11 protein-coding genes are annotated in these 19778 nt (G+C 72.7%); 2 read left to right on the forward strand and 9 right to left on the reverse strand.

What is annotated here, in order from left to right:
- Positions 1–186 precede the first annotated feature (186 nt).
- Positions 187–3255: an ExeM/NucH family extracellular endonuclease gene (locus tag QOZ89_RS25670; RefSeq protein WP_241842416.1), complete on the reverse strand. Its 3069-nt coding sequence runs from the start codon at positions 3253–3255 to the stop codon at positions 187–189.
- 652 nt (positions 3256–3907) lie between these two features.
- Between QOZ89_RS25670 and QOZ89_RS25675 the strand changes: the two genes are divergently transcribed.
- Complete coding sequence (locus QOZ89_RS25675) at positions 3908–5197, forward strand: ABC transporter substrate-binding protein (RefSeq protein WP_071054166.1); 1290 nt, start codon at positions 3908–3910, stop codon at positions 5195–5197.
- Positions 5198–5498: 301 nt separating this feature from the next.
- On the opposite strand, the gene QOZ89_RS25680 is transcribed toward QOZ89_RS25675, so the two are convergent.
- The 3 genes from QOZ89_RS25680 to QOZ89_RS25690 all read right to left on the reverse strand — a co-directional run bounded on the left by QOZ89_RS25680 (position 5499) and on the right by QOZ89_RS25690 (position 8598).
- Positions 5499–5930 (reverse strand): PPOX class F420-dependent oxidoreductase, encoded by a 432-nt coding sequence (locus QOZ89_RS25680; protein WP_071054168.1) that lies wholly within the window; start codon positions 5928–5930, stop codon positions 5499–5501.
- A 58-nt stretch (positions 5931–5988) separates the two neighbouring features.
- On the reverse strand, positions 5989–6822 hold the full coding sequence (locus QOZ89_RS25685) for a mycofactocin-coupled SDR family oxidoreductase (protein WP_071054170.1): 834 nt from the start codon (positions 6820–6822) through the stop codon (positions 5989–5991).
- A gap of 63 nt (positions 6823–6885) precedes the next feature.
- The gene (locus QOZ89_RS25690; protein ID WP_312625810.1) at positions 6886–8598 is read right to left on the reverse strand and encodes a flavin-containing monooxygenase; all 1713 of its coding nucleotides are present in this window, start codon (positions 8596–8598) and stop codon (positions 6886–6888) included.
- A 449-nt stretch (positions 8599–9047) separates the two neighbouring features.
- Between QOZ89_RS25690 and QOZ89_RS25695 the strand changes: the two genes are divergently transcribed.
- Complete coding sequence (locus QOZ89_RS25695; RefSeq protein WP_312625812.1) at positions 9048–10124, forward strand: alanine racemase; 1077 nt, start codon at positions 9048–9050, stop codon at positions 10122–10124.
- A gap of 159 nt (positions 10125–10283) precedes the next feature.
- Here QOZ89_RS25695 and QOZ89_RS25700 read toward each other — a convergent pair whose 3' ends face one another.
- Genes QOZ89_RS25700 through QOZ89_RS25720 form a run of 5 tightly spaced genes read right to left on the reverse strand, consistent with a single transcriptional unit; the run spans position 10284 to position 19777 of the window.
- Positions 10284–12356: an ABC transporter ATP-binding protein gene (locus QOZ89_RS25700; protein WP_241842417.1), complete on the reverse strand. Its 2073-nt coding sequence runs from the start codon at positions 12354–12356 to the stop codon at positions 10284–10286.
- Positions 12357–12415: 59 nt separating this feature from the next.
- Positions 12416–13666, reverse strand: a complete 1251-nt coding sequence (locus tag QOZ89_RS25705; RefSeq protein ID WP_071054172.1) for a glycosyltransferase — start codon at positions 13664–13666, stop codon at positions 12416–12418.
- Positions 13663–14478, reverse strand: coding sequence for an alpha/beta fold hydrolase (locus QOZ89_RS25710; RefSeq protein WP_312625815.1), 816 nt, complete (start codon positions 14476–14478; stop codon positions 13663–13665). Before QOZ89_RS25710 ends, QOZ89_RS25705 begins: the two co-directional genes overlap by 4 nt.
- 2 nt (positions 14479–14480) lie before the next feature.
- A complete protein-coding gene (locus tag QOZ89_RS25715; RefSeq protein ID WP_071054176.1) occupies positions 14481–14789 on the reverse strand; it encodes a phosphopantetheine-binding protein in 309 nt (102 codons plus the stop codon).
- On the reverse strand, positions 14786–19777 hold the full coding sequence (locus QOZ89_RS25720; RefSeq protein WP_071054178.1) for a type I polyketide synthase: 4992 nt from the start codon (positions 19775–19777) through the stop codon (positions 14786–14788). Before QOZ89_RS25720 ends, QOZ89_RS25715 begins: the two co-directional genes overlap by 4 nt.
- Position 19778: the final 1 nt, after the last annotated feature.

Consider the following 19778-nt stretch of genomic DNA (forward strand, 5'->3'; position numbering starts at 1 on the left):
GCGACGGGACCGGCAGCCTAGATCATATCGCCGTCGCCATCCCCGCGGCATCGCCGTGCCGGCGACGGGTCCCGCCTGACCTGACGATCAGCGGTGGCGCCACCGCCGGGCTACCTCCGGGGTCAGAACGGCACAGGGCCGCCTTCGGCTCAGGCCGAAGGCGGCCCCGCGGGGGTCAGGCCCAGGTCAGCTCGAGAGCTGCCAGGGGCCGTTGGGATCGCCGGGCGCCTGGTTGCGGGTCCACCACTTGGCGATGTACTTCTTGCCCTGGTAGATGACGACGTCGCCGCTGGTGAAGATCCGCGACGGGGTCCACAACGCGGTGCCGTCGGGCGCGGTCGCGATCTGCTCCCACGGGCCGTACGGGTCTCCCGGCTTCTGGTTCTGCGTCCACCACAGCGCCCGCCAGGTCGACCCGTTGTAGGTCACCAGGTTGCCGGTGTTGTAGATCGTCGACGCGTTCCAGGTCGGCGCGGCCGGGGTCGCCGGGAGGTTCAGTCCGACGATCTCCGGGTTGTGGTCCGAGGCCGCGAACGGGTCAGTGCCGTTGAACAGCTGCGTGACGTTGTAGTTGTAGCGGCTGTAGTTGTAGGCGACGGCCTCCTGGGCGTTGATCTGCCACACGTCCGCCCCGGTCACCATCGCCTTCGCGGCCGTGTTGGCGAGCACGTGGTCGAGCGAGCCCTGCAGGCTGTTGAAGGAGTACGAGTGCTCCGTCGGGTCGAAGGTGCTGCCGAGGTCGGTGTAGCCGGCCGCGTACAGCGTCTCCATCGGGTCCTCGTGCGTGTAGGCGTTGAAGTCACCGGCCAGGAAGATCCGGTTGGTGCCGAGGCCCGCCGCCGTCTGGGACGCGAACGCGGTGAGGTCCTGCGCCTCGCGAACGCGGGTGGCGTTGAACGCGCCCTGGTCGACGGCCGGGGACGAGGTGTCCTCGGCGTCGCCGTCGTAGAGCGCGGGGCCGGCGCCCTTCGACTTGAAGTGGTTGACGACCACCAGGAAGGCGTCCGCGTCGGTGGCGCCGGCCTTCTTGAAGCCCTGCGCCAGCGGCTCACGGGCGATCGAGAAGGGCTGGCCCGGGCCGGAGTCGTTCGCGAGCACCTTCGACGTTCCGACCAGGCTCACGGCCGCCGGCTTGTAGATGAAGGCCGTGCGGATGACGTCCTGCTGGTCCAGCGGGGGCAGCTGGTCGGCGGCCGGCGACGGCACATAGGCCCACACGCTCGAGCCCGCCGCCGCGTTGAGCGCGGCGACCAGGCCTGACAGCGCGGTGTCCCGGGACTGGTTGAACCAGACCGAGTTCTCGACCTCCTCCAGGGTGACGATGCTCGCGCCGAGGCGGTTGATACCGGTCACGATCTTCGCCTGCTGGCGGGCGAAGCTGGCGTCATTGGCCGCGCCGCGCGGGCCGGGGGCGTTGTTCGGACCGGAGCAGGAGTTGTCCGCGATCCGGTTTCCCTGCCGGTCCGTGAAGTAGGTGCAGGTGCCGAGGCCCGCCGCGACGTACTTCTCGCCGGTCATCGGGAAGTAGTTCTCGACGTTGAACGTCGCCAGGCGGACGTCGCTGCCGGCGGCGGCCGGCTGCTGGTTCTCGGGCCGGGTGTCGCTGAAGGTCGCCACGGCGGCGCCGTCGTCGGTGACCTGCCGCGTCGGCTGGAGGTTCCAGAGCGAGAACCGGTAGTCGAGGATCACCGGCGCGTGGAAGGTGACCGCCGAGCCGACCCGCACCGAATGCGTCGGGGTGAGCCAGGGAAGCGGGTCACCGGTGTGCGTGCTGGTGGTGCTGAAGCTCCAGCTCGCCCCGTCGTCGAGGGTGACCATCCGCGCGGCATTGTCGGCGGCGACGGCCTGCGCCTCGGGGCTTCCGGCGCGCCCGGCGTCGGTCGGCTGGCGCAGCGGCGTGTCACCCGCGGCCAGCGTGAACGAGCCGAAGAAGTTCGTGTCGAAGTTGTCCGACACGGTGAAGTGGCCCTGCGGCGCCATCAGCTCGCCCTCGTGGGCCTCCTTCTGCGCGTCCGTCGCGAGGTCGGACCACGCGATCGCGTCCGGGACCACGGCCGGGAGCGCGGTGGTGAGCTTGGTGACCGTCGGGCCGTCGATCTCGGTCTGGCCCTGGAACTCCTCCACCGTGCCGCTGACCCGCAGGCTGTCGCCGACGGCGACCTGGCTGGCCGCCGCGGACCCGAACACGTACAGGGCGTCAGAGGCCCCCGGCGTCGCGTCGTTCGCGGGGGTGCCGCCGGCGCCGCCGGTCTCCAGGTAGAAACCGTTGAAGCCGCCGGTCGTGTAGACCGCCGTCACGACGCCTTCGGTCGTCACGGTCTGGTCGGCGTACGGCGAGGTGTCGGTGTTCGTGCCCTGGATCGCCGCGATCGGGACGACCGTCGCCTGCGCCGTCGTGACCTGGAAGGTGAAGGACGCCGAGCCGGCCGCGCTGGTCGAGTCGGTGGCCGTCACCGTCACCGATGAGGTGCCGGCCGCCGTCGGCGTACCGGAGACGACGCCGTCCGAGGAGATCGCGAGGCCCGCGGGCAGGCCGGTCGCCGTCCACGTGTACGGCGCGGTGCCGCCCGAGGCGGTCAGGGTGAGCGGGGTGATAGCGGTGTCGACGGTCGCGCTCTGGGTGCCGGGGCTCGCCACCGTGACGGCGGCCGTGCCGCCGTCGGACGCCGCGTTCTGCGGCGTCGGGGTGGCGACCTGGAAGTCGGCGGCGTTGTTGTCCGTGTCGGCGCCGGTCGTGTTCCGCTGGTAGCTCAGGATGACCGAGTTGCCGGTCGGGGCGGTGCCCTCGGGCGAGTTGCTGGTCCCCCAGCCGATCTTGTCGATGACGGAGCTGTCGGTGGGAAGCACGCCCGCCGCGCTGGCCGCGACGAAGAGCGTGCCGCCGCCGGCGCCCGGGTTGATGCTGCCCCCGGTGTTGAGGTCGGCCGTGGGCAGTGGGGCGCCGGGGCTGGTGCCCGCGTTGTTACTTGGCAGCTGGACGAGGAAGTGGCCGTGCGGGGCCACCGTCCCCGACAGCGCGAACACCTGCGAGCCGCTCGGGGTCACCGTGCTCGTGGGAGCGCGGTACTGCAGGGTGTCGCCGGTGAGGGCGACGGGGCTCGACGTCGGGTTGTAGAGCTCGACGAACTTGTTGAGGTAGCTGGCTCCCGACGAGCCGCCGTTGACATAGGCCTCACTGATGACCAGCACCGTCCCCGCCGGGTTCGCCAACGCGGGCGCGGCGAGCGACACGCTGGCTATACCTGCGGACAACATGGCGACTGCGACTCGCCTGATCGGCGCACGCGGCATTGACCCGGGCCTCCAACTGTAACGACTCGGCTCCGCCGTCCAGCGGGCCGATCTATGGACGCTAGGGCCGCGCCTTCGCCCTGCCGGGGACGGAGCCTGAACGCCAGGTGACAGGTCCAACTATGTTTTCGCACTTCTCTTGATCTTCGGTCAGACCGGGCACGGACGGTTCGGGCCGCCTTGCCTGGCGCTCTTCGGGGACACGCCTCCGGGTGCGGTGGCCAGGTCGGGCCCCTCGCGTCCAGTGACAAGTCCCCGACCGAGCCCGACCCGCCCGGCGACGGCCCGCGCCACGCCCGGACGCGCACGCACTCGGCCACACCCATCCCACCGGCACCAACAGAATCAGCGAGACCGCGACCACATTAGGCAACCCCGATAAATAAACTCAATGTTTACCGGGCGTTTGCCTGCACCCGTTTATCTTGACGGCGGCGTGGGTCGATAGCATTGCGCCCGATATCGATCCAAAGCGGCGGATCCAGAGCACGGCGGGCCGCGCAATGCCGGGCAGCTGTGACATGGACAACATTCGGCAGCGGGTCTTCCGAGGCGGCGGACACGAGATTCACGAAGCCGAACGGCCGCCGTTGTCGCTCAGAGGAGCCTGCCCGCGATGCCGCTACCACTTCGTCGGCGAACACTCAGGGCCATCGCGCTGGCGGCCAGCGCCGGCAGCCTGGCGGTCGGGCTGGTCGCCTGCGGTGCCGAGGGCGGTGGCGCGGCCGGTGGCGCGGTCTGCGACACCGCGCCGGGCGTCACGCCCACCGAGGTCAAGGCCGGCATGACCTGGAGTGACACCGGCCCATCGGCCAGCAGCACGCTTGCCTTCCGGGCCGGCGTGGACGCCCGGCTCGACGTCGCCAACGACGAGGAGGGCGGCGTCTTCGGCCGCAAGGTCACCTACGCCTGGCGGGACGACCAGGGGGACCCGAGGCTCAACGTGACCCTGGTCCAGGAGCTCCTCGACCAGGAGAACATCTTCGGATTCATCTACGGGTCCGGCGCCAGCGAGGATTCAGCCAACCTGTTGCAGGAGCGCAACGTCCCGGTGACGGGCCTGGCCAGCGACCCCGACTGGCAGGGCAAGAACAACATGTTCTCGTGGTTCTACATGGGAAATGGCTCCAGCACCGCCTGGGGCAAGTATGTCTACAGGCAGGGCGGAACACGCGCGGCCGTCTTCGCGATCGACGGGAGCGCCACCAGCGGAGACTTCACGCAGCAGTTCGTCGCGAGCCTGAAGGCCCGCGGCGTAAAAGTCGTCAAGACGTTTCAGACCACCAGCACCGTCATCGACTACCGGAGCGTCGCGCAGCAGATCAAGGCAGCCGGCGCCGACACCATCGGCGGCGTTCTGCCTCCGGACATGGCGGCCAACCTGCTGCCGGAGCTCCGCAAGGTCGGCCTGGCGCTGGGCGGCAAGCTCAAGGTCGTGCTGATGCCGACGGGCTACGACAGCAGCAACCTGGCGAAGTACGGCCAGTCGCTGGCCGGCGTGTCGATCTTCACCAACGTCAAGCCCTTCGAGATCAACACTCAAGGGCAGCAGAAGTTCAGGCAGGCGATGGCCACCTACTCCCCGGAGGTCCAGCCACCGACGCAGGACAGCGCGGTCCAGGGCTGGCTGTCGGCGGACCTGTTCGTCCGCGGCCTCAAGGAGGCCGGTCCGTGCCCGACCAGGGAGTCGTTCATCTCCGGCCTGCGCGGCGTCAAGGACTACGACAGCGCGGGAATGACCCCCGAGGACACCATCAGCCTGTCGACGAACTACCAGAACGTCTCGGTCTGCTACGACGTCATCCGGATCAGCCAGGCCGGCGACCGGTTCGAGCCGGACACCCAGCCCGAATGCGGCGTCAAGATCACCCCGGAACGGATGAGCACCCTGCTCCAGCAGCCCTGACGGTTCAGGCACAAGCCCGCCTGACATCCGGAGGCATCGTGGGCCGAGCCGGATGCGCGTGGGAAGGGGCAACATTGGGCCTTCCCAGGGAGACGAGGCGTGCCGGCTGGCAGGTGAGCCGCGACACCTACTGCAGGGTCCTCAACGACCTGGGACTCCCCTACGACCTGCGTCTCCCCTGCTACTGACCGGCCTCGGCCCGGGCCTGGGCCACGGTCCCACCAGTGGCCCAGGCCGGGGTCGCACCGCCTTCGGCGATACCCGCGCGGCGGCAACCGAGCCGTCGTCAGCCGAGCCGTCGTCAGCCGAGCCTGGTGCCGTACACGTGGTCAACCGTCATCGTCATGAGCACCCTGCGGTCGGACACCATCGCCGAGCGGTACTCGTCCCAGTCTGGATGCTCGCCGGCGGCGAGACGGTAGTAGTCCACCAGGGCATCGACCTCCGGGCCGAGGGGGTCGCTCCCCGGCCCGATGAGCGTCGCGCCGCCTTCGGCGGTGGCCCACGCCCTGCCGTCGGGACTGGTCACCTCCAGCGCCGCCCGTGGATCCCGGCGCAGGTTCGCCGTCTTGGCGCGCCCCTCGGTCATCGACACGTAGAGGACGCCGGCCCCATGGTCGTAGTAAGGCAGGACGGGTGAAAGCTGCGGGCGGCCATCCGACTTGATCGTCGCGAGGACGCCGAGCCGGCTTTCCGCGAGCAGCGCGTGCGGGTCGAACGACGTGGTGGTCATGCCCGGTAGAAGGAGCTCCACCGTGCGACGCATTCCGCCTGCCGGAGCCCCGGCTCCCCTACGCCGAGTTCCGGGCCATCGCCCCGGCCGTCACCGACAGCGTCTCGCCGGTGACGTAGCGGGCGTCGTCCGAGCAGAGATAGGCCATGGCGCCCGAGATGTCGGCGGCCTCGACCCACGGGACCGGGATGGCGTGGCTCGAGCCGTACGCGGCCGCGGCGTCGGCCACCGTCGGGTTCTCGCCCGGCACCATCTCGCGCAGCATCTCCCGGCTCAGGATCATCGGCGTGTCGACCGAGGTCGGCAGGACCGCGTTGACGGTGATGCCCTGCGCGGCGACCTCCAGGGCGAGCGTCTTGACCAGGCCGATGACGCCCCACTTGGCGGCGGCATAGTGCCCCAGGTACGGCTGGCCGGTGCGCCCGGCGAGCGACGAGGTCGCCACGATCCGGCCGAACCGCTGCTCGACCATCGTCGGCAGCACCGCCCGCAGGGTGTGGAAGACACCGGTGAGGTTGATGTCGATGACGTCGCGCCATGTGTCGTCGGTCATCTTGGCGATCGAGCTCTTGCTGAGAACGGCCGCGTTGGCCAGGCAGAAGTCGAGGCGGCCGAGTTCCCCGACCGTCTCGGTGACCGCCTGGGCGACCTGAGCCGGATCACGGACGTCGGCGACGATCGTCACGCACCGGCGGCCGAGGTCCTCGACCAGCTTGGCGGTCTCGGCCAGCTCCTCGCGCGTTCCGAGCGGGTAGACGATGGACCCGGGCTGCCCAGGCGCGTCGAAGATCGCCACGTCGGCGCCCTCCGAGGCGAACCGCAGTGCGTGCGAGCGGCCCTGGCCGCGGGCTCCCCCGGAGATGAAGACGACGCGTCCGTCGAACCGCCCCATGAGTGAACTCCCGTCTCGTGGATCAAAGCTCGCTGATCAGGTTCGTGGGTCCGGCCAGACTGGTCAGGCTGGTTTCGTGACCGGTGTCGCGGCCGCGGAGCCGCGCGGGGCGCCCGCCAGGGCGAATCCCGGGTAGCCGGCGGCGGCGCAGTCGTCGCACGCCTTGCGATAGGCGACCATGCCGCCGATGTAGGGCATGAACTGCCGGGGCTTGCCGTCGATGTTCGCGCCCAGATACCAGGACTTCGCGTGGAGGTAGAGGGTGTAGGTCGCGACCTCGTGCACGTGGGCGGCCCAGGCGTCCTGGGCCTGGGCGTCGGCCTCGATCCGGGTGAGGCCCCGCTCGCGCAGGTAGGTGAGGCAGGCGACGACCCAGTCGACGTGCTGCTCGTTCGCCCGGATCACGTTGGCCAGCACCGAGGGGCTGCCCGGCCCGGTCAGGGTGAACAGGTTCGGGAAGCCGGCGACGGCGATGCCGAGCAGGCTGCGCGGCCCGCCGGACCACCGCTGCGCGAGCGAGTCGCCGTCCGCGCCGCGCAGGTCGATCCGGGTCAGCGGGCCGGTCATGGCGTCGTACCCGGTCGCGAAGACCAGCACGTCCAGGTCGTAGGACGCCGCGTCGGTGTCGATCCCGGTCTCGGTGATCGTCACGATCGGCTCGCGCCGCAGGTCGACCAGCGTGACGTTGTCGCGGTTGTAGGTCGCGAAGTAGCCGCTGTCGAGGCAGATCCGCTTCGAGCCGATCGGATGGTCCGTCGGGACGAGCGACGCCGCGGTGGCCGGGTCGGCGACGATCTCGCGGATCTTGCCCCGGACGAACTCGGCCAGTGTCTCGTTGGCCTCCACGTCGCGCCCGGTGTCGCCATAGGTACGCATGAGATCGGTACCGCCGACGGCCCAGCGGTGTTCGTACTCCTCGGCGCGTCGCTCGGGCGGGTCGGCCAGGGCGGGACGGCCGGTCCCGACGTTGTACACGCCCGCGTTGGTGGCGTTGCCGGACGCGAGAAGTCCCTCGTAGTCGCGCTGGGCGACCCAGATCTCCCGGCTGGACATCGGCCGGTTGCGCGCCGGCAGGCTGTAGTTCGGCGTGCGCTGGAAGACCGTGAGGTGGGCGGCCTCGGCGGCGATCTCAGGGATGGCCTGGATGCCCGAGGAGCCGGTGCCGATCACTCCGACCCGCTTGCCCGCGAGGTTCACGCCCTCGTGCGGCCACCGGCCGGTGTGGTGGGTGGGGCCGGTGAAGCGGTCATGGCCGGGGATCTCCGGCACCTGCGTCGCCGAGAGCGCACCGACCGCCGCCACGAGGAACCGGCAGCGTAATCGCCGGCCCTGGTCGGTCTCGACGGTCCAGGTATGGTCGCCGTCGTCGTAGCGCGCGGAGGTGATCCGCGTGTCGAAGGTGATCATCGGCAGCAGGTCGAAACGCTCGGCGACGTGCTCCGCGTACCGCAGGATCTCGGGCTGGCCGGCGAACCGCTCCGACCAGGCCCATTCCGCGTTCAGCTCGCGAGAGAACGAATAGCAGTAGTCGACGCTCTCGACGTCGCAGCGGGCCCCCGGGTAACGGTTCCAGTACCAGGTGCCGCCGACGCCGCCGCCCGACTCGAACGCGTGGGCCGAGAAGCCGGCTTCGCGAAGCTCGTGGAGGGCATACAGGCCGCCGAACCCGGCCCCGATGACGACGACCTCGTGGTCGAGCGTGGGTTCGAGCGCCGCCGCGGGGCTCACGTCGGCCGGGAGGTTCAGGTCGGCCGGGAGGTTCAGGTCGGCGGTCATCCGGTCACGCCGCCATGGTCGCTCGGCGCGGTGCCAGTCGCTGTCGTCACGCCGTCCCGCCCCCTCTCCTGTTCTCGCCGGTTCGGACGATCCCGAGCCCGGCGGAGAGCAGCGCGAGCAGGCCACCTGACCCAAGCGGTGACGCCAGACCCACCGGCGTCGGCTGCCCCGCTCGGCCGGGCCTCGCCGAGACTCAATTGGATAACGTATACCATTCTGACCGCAGAATCCCTGCCACGAGCCCGGCGGTGACCTGGCGGCCAGCAGACCACCACTGGTGGCCCGGTGCGCGAGATCCACGATCAGGTGTCGAGCGGCGAACGTCCGGAAAACGATCGGCGGCCGAGGCGACAATGGGCCCGGCCGATCCGTTGACCCGATGTCGGCACCGGCGGGTCGGCGCCGCGGAAGCGAACCCGACGTGGCGAGGGCGTATTGCGAGGGCATCTGTGATCTTCCCGGTTCCCGATGGGATCAGCACGCCCGCACTCGTGGTGGATCTTGATGTCGTCGACGACAACATCGGCCGGTTGGCTTCCGCCGCCGCGGACGGCGGGTTCGCGGTACGGCCTCATGCCAAGACGCACAAGACTCCGCGGCTCGCTGACCTGCAGCGCAGAGCGGGAGCCGTCGGCCTGACCGTGGCGACCATCGGTGAGGCCGAGGCGTTCGCGGCGGCCGGGTTCGATGACCTGTTCATCGCCTATCCGGTGTGGGCTGATTCGGCCAAGGCCGAACGGCTGCGGCGCCTGGCCGACCGCGCGCGGGTCGCGGTCGGCGTCGACTCCATCCCGGCCGCGCGTCGCCTCGGCGCGGCGAACGCGCCCGTCGAGGTGATGATCGAGGTGGACAGCGGTCATCACCGCAGCGGAGTCGCGCCCGACGCCGCAGCCGAGGTCGCCCTCGCGGCCGCGGGCGCCGGTCTGCGGGTTCGCGGCGTGTTCACCTTCCCCGGACACGCCTACCACCCCGATGCACGGTCCCAGGCGGCGCGCGACGAGGAGACCGCGCTCGCCATCGCCGCGCGGACCATCGGCGCCGCGGGTCTGACCATCACGGTGCTCAGCGGCGGGTCGACGCCCAGCCTGGCGTACTCCCGTCCTGGGACGGCCACCGAACTCCGCCCCGGGGTATACGTCTTCAACGACGCGCAGCAGCTCGCGCTCGGTTCGTGCACCGCCGATCAGATAGCGCTGGCCGCCGCGACGACGGTGGTGAGCGCACCGGCTCCCGACCGGTTCGTGCTCGACGCCGGCAGCAAGATCCTCGGGGCCGACCGTCCTGGCTGGACACCCGGATTCGGCTATCTCCCGGAGTTTCCGGATGCCACCGTGACGTCCTTGTCCGAACACCATGCCGTGGTCACCGTCACGCCAGGCGGCCCCGTTCCTTCGATCGGGAGCACCACTCTCATCGTGCCCAACCACGTCTGCGCCGCCGTGAACCTGGTCGATCACCTCGTGGTCACCCGTGGCGGCGTCGTGGCCGGCCACTGGCCGGTCACCGCCCGCGGTGCCAACCTCTGACCCGAAACCTGACGCGCCAAGCCCCCGCGCGGCGCCGACGCACCCGTCGTGGGCGTTCCGCGGATCGTCTGCGCGCGTCGAACTCGGCACGCCCGGCGCCACTCCGGCGATGCACCAGCGCGGTCGTGGCCGGCACCTCGCGGCAACGGCCGGCCAGGGTCAGGCGTCGGGCACGAGAAGCTGGTTTGTGGCGAGCTCCCGATATACGGGGTCGAGGTCAAGCAGGTCGGCGTGGGTGCCGACGGCACGCACCTGTCCCGCTTCCAGGACGACGATCTGACGGGCGTTGACCACGGTGGACAGCCGGTGGGCGACGACCATCACCGTGGTCGTCTCTGCCGCGGTCGCGAGCGCGTCGCGCAGCGCCGCCTCGTTGACCGCGTCCAGTGCCGAGGTCGCCTCGTCGAGCAGCAGCAGGCGCGGCTGGCGCAGCAGGGCCCGGCCGATCGCGATCCGCTGCCGCTGACCACCGGACAGGGTGCCGCCGCGATGTCCGATCCAGCCGTCGAGGCCGCCGGGGAGAATCTGGATGACGTCGTCGAGCCGAGCCAGCCGGACCACCTCCCACAGGTGTTCCTCCTCGATGTCGGAGAGCCCGAGCGTGAGGTTCGCCCGCAGGGTGCCGGCGAGGACCGGGGCCTCCTGCTCGACGTAGCCGATCGAGCGGCGCAGGTCGGTCAGCCGCCAGTCGCGGACGTCCCGGCCGTCGACGAGAACCCGGCCGGCCGTCACGTCGTAGAACCGCTCGAGCAGGGCGAACAGGCTGGACTTGCCAGCCCCGGACGGTCCGACGACGGCGGTCATGCCGCCGGCGGGGACGGTGAACGTCACGCCCTGGTGGACGAACGGCAGGCCTGGCCGGTAGCTGAACACGACCTGTTGGAACGCGACGGTGGCGCAGGCGTCCGCCACGCCGTGGCCGGCCTCCCCCGTGCTGGGACGGGCGAGATCAGGCCGGCCGTAGAACGGGAAACCGCCCGGCGGGCCGCTCGCGCCCGGCTGGTCGCTCCCGCCGGCCCTCGTCCTCGCACCGGCGGCCGCCAGTGCGACGGCGGGAACGGGAGCAGGCGCGGCGGCGTCGGTGTCTGGGCTGCCGGCGCCGGGCCGTCGTGCGCGGGCATGGCGCGCGCCGGCAGGCCGGCTGCCGGAACGGCTCCAGGGAGGCCGAGGCTCGGCGGGCACGGGCACGGCGACGGGTTCGACGGCGAGCCGGAGCACGGCCTCGATGCGCTCGGCGGCGGCCCCGCCGACCCTGAGCTGGCCCCAGGCGCTGACCAGGGTCGTCACGGGCTGCGTCAGGAAGAACATGTAGAGCAGGTAGGCGATCAGGTCGGCGAGCGGCAGCCGCCCAGACGCCACGCGGGCGCCACCGACGCCGAGCACGGCGAGGAACGACGCCTGCATCAGCAGGCCCGCGGACGCTCCGCTGGCCGCCTGCCAGCCCGCGACCCGCAGGCCACGGCGCCAGGCGGCGTCCGCCGCGTCGGTCAGCAGGCCGACCTCGTGGGCCTCGGCGCCGGCCGCCTTCACAGTCCGGAAGGCCCCCAGGTCGCGGTCGAGCAGCATCGCCAGGTAGGCGACGGACTCCTGCGTCCTGCCGGTGGCTCGCCCGATCCGGGCCGCGGACCAGCGCACCGAGACGCTCATCGTCACGACCGCGGTGAGCGTGACCGCCAGCAGCACATAGTCGATCAGGCCCATGAGGACGAGGGATCCCAGCAGGGCGAGCACGGCCGTGACGGAGGCGACCATCGACTGGGTCGTCACCTGGCGCAGCAGCGTGGTGTCGGCGACCAGCCGGGACATCAGGTCCGCGGGGCCGACCTCGTCGGTCGCGGCTGGCCGCAGCCGCAGGATGCGAGCCACCAGCAGTCGCCGCACGGTCCGGACGACGGACTCGCCGACGGTCTCGACGAGGAAGTAGCCCACGGCCCCGACGGCCGTTCCGAGAACGACGGCGCCGGCCAGAATCAGCAGCAGACCGGTGACCGGCTGGTGGCGGGCGAGCCGGTCCAGGACGCGCTGCGCGATGAGTGGCTGCGCCAGTGACAGCGCTGTGCCCGACAGCGTCAGCACGCCGCCGAGGACGAGGCGGGCCCGGAAGCCGGCGGTGTACCGGAGGACAAGGTCGAAGGGGCCGCGCGGCTGGTGCTGTGGGGCCGGGGCACCGAGCTCGCCCGCACCCATCCCACCCATCTCGCCCGTCGCGCTCATCCCGCCCGTCTCGCTCATGCCACCCATCTCGCCGTTCCCGCCCAGCTGGCCGTTCCGGCCCAGCTCGCCGTTCCCGCTCATCCGCGCCGGCCGCGGCTGGCGGCGAGCCGCACCAGGTGGTCGGCCGCCGCGACGGCTCCGCCGGCGGCCCGGAACGAGGTGCCGACCTGCCGGGCGGCCCGGCGGTACCGGGGGTCGTCCAGGACATCGCTGACCGCGGCCGCGATGAGGTCGGCCGTGGCGTGGCCGAAGTGCAGCCGGATGCCCGCGCCGGCGTCGGCCACCTGCTGCGCGACGGCCGGCTGGTCGTCGCGGATCGGCGCGACGACCAGCGGCAGGTCGTGCGCGAGCGCCTCGCACACCGTGTTGTGACCGCCGTGGCAGACGACGGCGGCCGCGCGGGGCAGCAGCTCCTGGATCGGCAGGTACGGCCGGGCGAGGACGTTGTCGGGTGCCCCCGCGATGGCGCCCGCCGGGTCGGCTATCACGGCCTGCACCCCGCCGCCGAGCTGGCGCAGCGCGTCCGCGCAGGCCAGCAGGAAGCGGCCGCCGACCGGACCGTTGACGGTGCCCAGACTGATGACGACCAGCGAGCTCGCCGGGTCGAGCCAGGACCGCGGGAACGGCTCGTCGAACGCCGGGGCGGCGCCCGCTGGCGACACCGTGGCGACAGCGTCCGGCGGCGCCGCGGCGGTCGGGCGGCGCAGCGCCGGGCCGACCCAGGCGATCGGTGGTTCCGCCGGGCCGGCCGGGTCGGCCGGGCCCGCGAGCGCCTCGGTGGTGAAGGCGAGCACGAGCAGCGGGGAGCGTTCGAGCGTCGCGGGCGTCAGCGGCACGGTCGCGCCCGGGCACAGCCGCACGATCAGGTCCGCGAACAGGCCGTCGAGCCACTGCCGGACCTTCGGCGTGGCGCCGAAGGGGTCCCGCAAGGACGTGGAGGTCGTGGCGGAGGTGGCCCACGGGATCCCGAGCCGGGCCGCGGCGAGCGGGCCGGCCAGGGCCTGCATGTCGGCGACGACGAGGTCGGCGCCGGACCGCCTGGCCGCGTCGGCGACCGCCTCGTGGGCGGATTCGGCGAGCGGGATGAGGAACTCCTCCCAGAGGAACCTGACGGCCGCATAACCGCGCAGGCCGAGACCGCGCTCGGGGTCGGCCGGGCCGCCGAGGGCGGGGTGCACCACCGCGTCCGGGCTGGCGAGCCGCCTGATCAGCGACGGCTCGCCGCACCAGTCGACGCGGTGGCCGAGGGCGCCCAGCCGCTCGGCCACCGCGACCAGCGGGGTGATGTGGCCCGCGAGCGGCGGGACGACGAGCAGGAAGGTGCTCACGCCTGCGCTCCCGGCGCCGCCGCGACGGGATGGTGCGAGAAGACCCAGTCGAGCAGCAGGTCGCGCACCTGCCGGTGGGCCTCGACGAGGACGGAATGGTCCTGGTCCTGGATGACCACGGTCTGGCAGTCGGGCAGCACGCCTTCGAGCAGGTACGGATCGTCGGACTGGAACCCGTCGCTGCCGACGATGTTCAGGACGGGGACGGTGATCCGGCTCAGGTCCGTGAGGTCCAGCATCGGCCCGCTCGGGATCTCCTCGACCATCGAGGTCTCCGCCAGGCGCCGGTAGGCCTGCCGCGACAGCCGGGCGTGATGGTCGCCGAACTGCAACGAGATCAACTGGTAGGTCTCTGCGCGCGACAGCTCGTGCTTGGAGTTCTCCAGCACGTCGCCCACCCGCAGCGCCCACTGCTCGGTCGGCGGCTCCGACTCGATCGAGACCAGGCTGGCGACCTTGTCCGGGTGGGCCGCCGCGAACCCGAACGCGACGGTGCCGCCGAAGCTGTTGCCGATCAGGTGCACCGGCGGCCGCACGTCGAGCTCGCTGAGCAGCCCTTCGAGGTCCGCCACGAAGTCGCCCACCTGGTAGCCACTGGATGGCCGTCCGCTGTTGCCATGGCCGCGCAGGTCGTAGAACAGCATGTCGACGCCGGCGGCGGCCAGCGGCGCGGCCAGCGTCAGGTAGAAGCTGGCGAGGCTGTCGGTGCCGAGGCCGTGGATGCAGACGAGGGTCGGCGCCGGGTTCTCCGACGGCCTGCCCGGCGTGTGCAGGTAGTGGATGTCGGTGTCGTGGACGCGGATGGTCGGCATGCTCAGTCGACGGTGGTCGGGACGTCCAGGCAGGACACGACGTAGTCGACGACCTCGCCGACCCGCAGCGCGATGACGTCGTCGAGATCCTTGTCGGCCAGGAACTCGGCCATGCTCACGTCGTCCCCGTACCGCTCCGCCAGCATCACGCCGAGCGTGACCAGGTCGATGCTCTCCAGCTCGAGCTCGCTGTGGAAGAACGTGTCCATGGTCACCTGGACGGGCGGCGACCCGTACTTCCGGGTGATTTTATTGATCATGTCGTTGACCTCGCCCAGGACCTCGCTGGTCCGGCTGTCGTCCACGGTCATGCGTCGACTCCCCTCCGCTCCATGTGCCTGTTGTCGTCTCTCTCGTCGTGCTCCGGCCGGGCACCGGTCGTCCAGGCCACCACGTATCCGCGGGCAGGCAGCCCTGGCGGGCTGGTGGCCACCTCGACGCAGCTCACCGAGTACCGGGTGCCGTCCGCGGTGACGGCCGCGGTCACCGTGTCCCGGTCGGTGGCGGCCCGCGCCGCCGCCGTGACCCGTGGCAGGGACGCGTCGACGCCGGCCGCCCGCGCGGCGGCGTTCGTCACGGCCGCCAGGCGGCAGCGCCACCACGGGTCGTTGGGATCGACGCCCGCCGGCGCCTCCCACGTGGCCGCGCCGGCAGCCGGGTTCGACGGTTCCGCCGCGACGGGCTCGATGGCGAGGCCGACGGCTGCCTGCCAGCCCGGCACGGCGTGCCCGCCCCGCGTCGGCCCGTCCAGCGGCACGGCGAGCGCGACCGCGAGATCCTGGACGCTCGCGACGCGCACCTCGAAGGGCGCGAGCGGGAAGCCGTGGGCGCCGGACACGGTCACCGGCAGGCCCGCGGCGGCGCCGGCGGCAGTGCCGGCCCGCCGGCCGGTGCCGTCCCGTCCGGCGGTGGGGCCGAACGGGTCCGACACCTCGATCTGGGCAGGGAAGATCGCCGGGTGCCGTGGCCCCCAGAGCCGGACACGGACGGCGTCCTTGATCGCGATCCGCCGCAGCAGCCACTCCCGGCGCAGGCCGGGCGGCAGCGCGTCGTACTGCGCGCGTTCGGCCGAGCCGATGTAGCGGCTGAGCACCATCTCGCGGACGGCCAGGTCGGACCAGCGCTCGGTGGCCATGACCCAGCCACCGGGGCGGAGGTCGGCGAACGGCCGCCGCTCCGGCCAGCGGAACGCCTCGTCGAGCTCCACGGGCAGGTCGAACCTGCGGTTCACCCAGCCATAGACGTTCGCCCAGACCTGGTTGCCGGCGGCGAGCTGCATGTACGCCTCGGCCCACTCGTTGTCGAACTGCCTGACCCAGACGTGGCAGGCGACCGGGCTGCCCGGCGCGGGCTCGGGGCCGAAGAACTCGACTCCTCCGATCCTGACCGGGAACATCAGGAAACGGTCCGACTCCCGCATGCGAACCCAGTAGCCGATGAGCTGACCGGCCGTGTCCAGGAGCGCCCCTGGCGTCCGGGAGCCGGTGAGGACGCCGCGGACGTGGGACGGCCCGTGGCCGAGGAAGGTGGTCACGCCCTGGAAGGCGGGGCCGTGGAACATCCACCGCTCGCGGTACATGTCCCGGCCGGTCATGGCCGGCGGCTGTTCGGCGTCGGCGTCGACCGGCCACCGCGGCGGCCTCGACATGGGGTAGGCGTCGGCCAGCCGGACCAGGCCGCTCGCGTACCCGGCGAAGGTGACCCGGTACCGGTCCGGCCCCTCCGGCCGCAGGGTGACGGCCACGTCGGTGGCCGGTTCCGCCGGAAGCCAGTCGTCGAAGCGCACGTCGTAGACGCCGACGGCGGTTCGGCCCGACGCCCGCTGCGCATAGTCGGCCATCAGCCGGACGGTGGTGGTCGCGGCCACCACCGGGCGCCGGTCGGCGAGGTCCGGCCAGCCCGGCGCCTGCGGTGTCAGCGCGTGGTCGAGCAGGTACGGCATGGCCGCGGTGGACACCCGCAGCGTCGCCGTCCAGCCCGCTCCCCCGGGCTCCTCGCGCAGGTCGTCCGCACCGGTGAGGACCGGCGCCGCGGCCGGTCCCCCGGACGAGGCCGCCCCGCGGCCGACGACGGCTCCCAGGACCGTGCCAGCGGTCCCGGTGCCGGCGGCGATCCCGGTGGTAGCGGAGGACACCCCGTCGGTCGGGACGTCGCCGGCCGAGTAGGTCAGGAGGGCCGCGACCGTGTCGGCGGTCTCGGCCAGCAGCGCCACGAGCTCCTTGGCCAGCGGGTCCCGGTCCGCCCGGGTGGTGAGCGGGTGGTCGGCGGGCAGGGGCCACCCCGATGGCTCGCCGGCCTGCCCGACGCCGGTCGGGGCATCGCCTGGTCGCGGCGGGCCGGCGCCGACGAGACCGACACGTGGGAGCCTGCCGGGGTCGATGATGATCGTCGACGCGCCGAGGTCGAGCCGGACAGGATGCGCGCGGGGACCGTCCGGCGCCGGGTCCGCCGCGTGGGCGGTGAGGCTGGCGCCCGGCTGGCCGCCGTGACCGGCACGGTCGGCGCTGGGCTCGTCGAGCGCGGCGAAGTCGGGGTCCCCGTTCTCCACCCACAGCGCGGCCGCGAGCCGGCGCAGCTGGCCGAGCCCGTCGCGGTGGGCCGAGTTCGCCGCGATCGTCAGGTGCGGCGAGTCCTCCAGGACGCCGTCGATGAGCCCGCCTAGCCGCCCTGGCCCGACCTGGACGAACACCCGCACACCGGCCGCGTACATCGCCTCGACGGTCTGGCGGAACAGCACCGGCTCGACCAGGTGGCGCACGAACAGCTCCCGGACCGCCTCCAGGCCGGCGGGATACGGCGACGCCGTCGTCGCCGACCACAGCTCGACCCGCGCCGGCCTGCGCAGGCGAAGCCGGTCCGTCCGCGCCCGCAGAGCCGGCAGGTGCGGCAGCAGCATCGGGGTGTGGAAGCCGGAGCGGAACGGCAGGACCCGCACGACCACGTTCTTGCGCCGCAGCTGGCCGGCCAGATCCGCGATCGCGCCCGGCGGCCCGCAGACGACCGAGCTCTGGGGAGCGTTGTCATGGGACAGGACGATCTCGGGGTAGTCGGCGAGGACCTGCCTGGCCTGGTCGCTCGAACAGGCCAGCGACGCGTAGTCGACGTCGGGGACGTCGCCCTCGTAGGGATCGGCGGCGAAGATGTCGGCGTCGACCGCGTCGTCGTCGAACATCCCGGCGGCGAACATCGCACTCCACTCGCCGATGCTGTGCCCGGCGAGCGCGTCCGGCTTGACCCGCATCCGCCGCAGCACCCGGTCCAGCAGCCGGCTCACCAGCAGGACGCCGGTGCCGTGGTGACCCAGGTCGGCGCTGGACAGGTCCGTCGTGACGGCGAAACCGAAGTGGCGGGCGACGTCGTCGAGCCGCGGCGAGAACTCCGCCTCCAGCCCGGGGAAGACGAACGCGGTCCGGCCCGCGTCCCCGCCGGCGAGCAGCGGTTCCGCGCTGGCCCACACCTCGCTCCGGCCGCGCCAGGCCTTCCAGGCGCCCTGGCGGATCCCGCCGACCGCGTAACGCGCCGATGCCAGCCGCCGCGCGGTCGGGTTCACCAGTCCGAGCCGCGCCCCGGCCCCGGTGTACACGGGTGTGGTGGCGGCCTGGGCCCGCAGCACCGCGTCCTCGACCTCGAGCAGGACGCCCAGCTCGTCCGCGGTCGGCGCCGCCAGCCGCAGCACCAGCTCGGGTTCGACGACCGTGGCCGTGGCCGCCACCGAGCCGGCGAGCCGCGCGGCCGCCGGCGCCGAGACCGGGGAGGCCGAGACCGGCGGGTCGAGAACCCGCGCGCCGGCCGCCACCCGCGCAGGTGCGCCGAGGGGGCCGTCGGATGCCGCGGCCGCCGCGGCCGAGGCCTCCTCCAGCAGCACGTGGGCGTTGGTGCCGCCGAAGCCGAACGCGTTGACGCCGGCCCGGCGAGGGCCGGCCGACTCCCAGGGCACGGCGGCCGGCAGCGGACGGAACCGGGTCGCGGCGACCGCGGGATGCGGGTCGTCGCAGTTCACGGCCGGCAGCAGGACCCGGTGGTGCAGCGCCAGGGCCGCCTTGACGAGGCTGGCGACCCCGGCGGCCGCCATCGCGTGCCCGATCATCGCCTTGACCGAGCCGAGCGCGCCCAGGCCGCCCGGGGCCGCCTCGTCGTCGCGGCCGGGCCCGAACACCCGGGCCAGCGTCGTCAGCTCGGCCTCGTCGCCGGCCGGCGTGGCGGTGCCATGCGCCTCGATCATGCCGACGGCGCCGGGCTCGCGCGGGTTGAGACCGGCCGCGCGCCAGGCCCGCTCGACGGCCACCTGCTGTCCGGCCGGATCCGGGCTGACCAGCCCGCCGCCACGGCCGTCGCTGGACACGCCGGTCCCGCGGATCACGGCGTAGACCCGGTCGCCGTCGCGTTCGGCGTCGGCCAGCCGTCTGAGGACGACGACGCCCGTTCCCTCGCCGATCAGGGTGCCGTCCGCGCCACGGTCGAACGGCCGGATCCGCTGCGCCCTCGACAGTGCCCGTAGCTGCGTGAACACGCTCCACAGGGTGATGTCGTGGCAGTGGTGGACCCCGCCGGCCAGCACCGTGTCGCAGCGGCCCGAGGCCAGCTCGCTGACGGCGCAGTCCACGGCGACCAGTGACGACGCGCAGGCGGCGTCGACGGTGAACGCCGGTCCGCCGAGATCGAGCCGGTTCGCGATCCGGGCCGCGGTCAGGTTCGGCACGATGCCCATCGCCGCGTCCGGCGCCTCCGGCCCGAGCTGGTCGGTGAACGCGGCGCGGACCTGGTCGAGGTCGTCCGGGCCGAGCGCCGGCAGCAGCGTCCCGAGGGTGTGGACCAGCTGGTGGGCCGTGCGCAGCCGCTGGTCGAGGCGGGCCATGCCCGCGCCGATGTAGCCGCCGCGGCCGAGGATGACCCCGACCCGGGCCGGGTCCCCCAGCCGGGACGGGCCGCCGGCGTCGTCGATCGCGGCCGCCGCGACGCGCAGCGCGAGAAGCTGGTCGGGTTCGATGCTTCGCACGTCGCTCGGCGCGATACCGAAGCGCAGCGGGTCGGCGTAGGCGAACTCGTCGACGAACCCGCCGCGCCGGCAGTAGATCCGGTCGGCGCGGGCCGGCCCCGACGCGCCCCGCGGGTCGTAGAACGCCGGGTCCCAGCGGCCCGGCGGGACCTCGGCGATGGCGTCGTTGCCGTCGACCAGGTTCCGCCAGTACGTCTCCAGGTCGGGCGCGCCCGGCAGGAGCACCGCCATGCCGACGATGGCGACCGGCGGCGGCCGCCAGTCCGAGGGAGAAGAGGAGTCCGGGGCGGAGGAGGTGGGCATC

The sequence above is a fragment of the Pseudofrankia coriaricola genome, assembly GCF_032027725.1.
GTDB lineage: Bacteria > Actinomycetota > Actinomycetes > Frankiales > Frankiaceae > Pseudofrankia.

Coding starts and splice junctions, on each gene's coding strand:
- QOZ89_RS25675 (WP_071054166.1), top strand. CDS start 3,908: ATGCCGCTACCACTTCGTCGGCGAACACTCAGGGCCATCGCGCTGGCG.
- QOZ89_RS25700 (WP_241842417.1), bottom strand. CDS start 12,356: ATGAGCGAGACGGGCGGGATGAGCGCGACGGGCGAGATGGGTGGGATG.
- QOZ89_RS25685 (WP_071054170.1), bottom strand. CDS start 6,822: ATGGGGCGGTTCGACGGACGCGTCGTCTTCATCTCCGGGGGAGCCCGC.
- QOZ89_RS25670 (WP_241842416.1), bottom strand. CDS start 3,255: ATGTTGTCCGCAGGTATAGCCAGCGTGTCGCTCGCCGCGCCCGCGTTG.
- QOZ89_RS25715 (WP_071054176.1), bottom strand. CDS start 14,789: ATGACCGTGGACGACAGCCGGACCAGCGAGGTCCTGGGCGAGGTCAAC.
- QOZ89_RS25690 (WP_312625810.1), bottom strand. CDS start 8,598: ATGACCGCCGACCTGAACCTCCCGGCCGACCTGAACCTCCCGGCCGAC.
- QOZ89_RS25680 (WP_071054168.1), bottom strand. CDS start 5,930: ATGACCACCACGTCGTTCGACCCGCACGCGCTGCTCGCGGAAAGCCGG.
- QOZ89_RS25720 (WP_071054178.1), bottom strand. CDS start 19,777: ATGCCCACCTCCTCCGCCCCGGACTCCTCTTCTCCCTCGGACTGGCGG.
- QOZ89_RS25710 (WP_312625815.1), bottom strand. CDS start 14,478: ATGCCGACCATCCGCGTCCACGACACCGACATCCACTACCTGCACACG.